Genomic DNA, 380 nt, shown 5'->3' on the forward strand with positions numbered 1-380 from the left:
TAGAACGTCTTACCTGTGCCGTCTTCTTTACGCCATGCTGACCCGACTGTCTCGGACTTCGGGCGCATATTGTGATTATCGAAAAAGCCGTTATCGTGGTCTAACAGTGCCTGATTAGGTGTATAGCTTCCATCGAAAAAATCCAATGCCAAATCGATTCGGGTTATTCTGGGTCGGACGGCTTCATCTAAAAACTGCTTCATTCGCGCTTCCCAACCCGCTTGCGCGAGATTGCACCCGACGCCTTTCAGCTCAATCAAAACGGTATCCCGCTGGCCACCATAATGGACTTCTCCGTAATCGACATCTTCCGATCCGAGCCGGTACATGGATTCATAAAACTTGTTACCTTTGGACTTGCATTTTCGGGTAATGCCGAA

Annotated in this window: 1 protein-coding gene; it reads right to left on the reverse strand. The window is 48.7% G+C overall.

Annotation, left to right across the window (positions count from 1 at the left end):
- Positions 1–380: replication initiation factor domain-containing protein (locus tag ACTHSP_RS22595; RefSeq protein WP_440347082.1), on the reverse strand; the 380-nt coding region annotated here is incomplete at both ends.

It is taken from the genome of Neisseria sp. P0001.S005 (assembly GCF_051963715.1).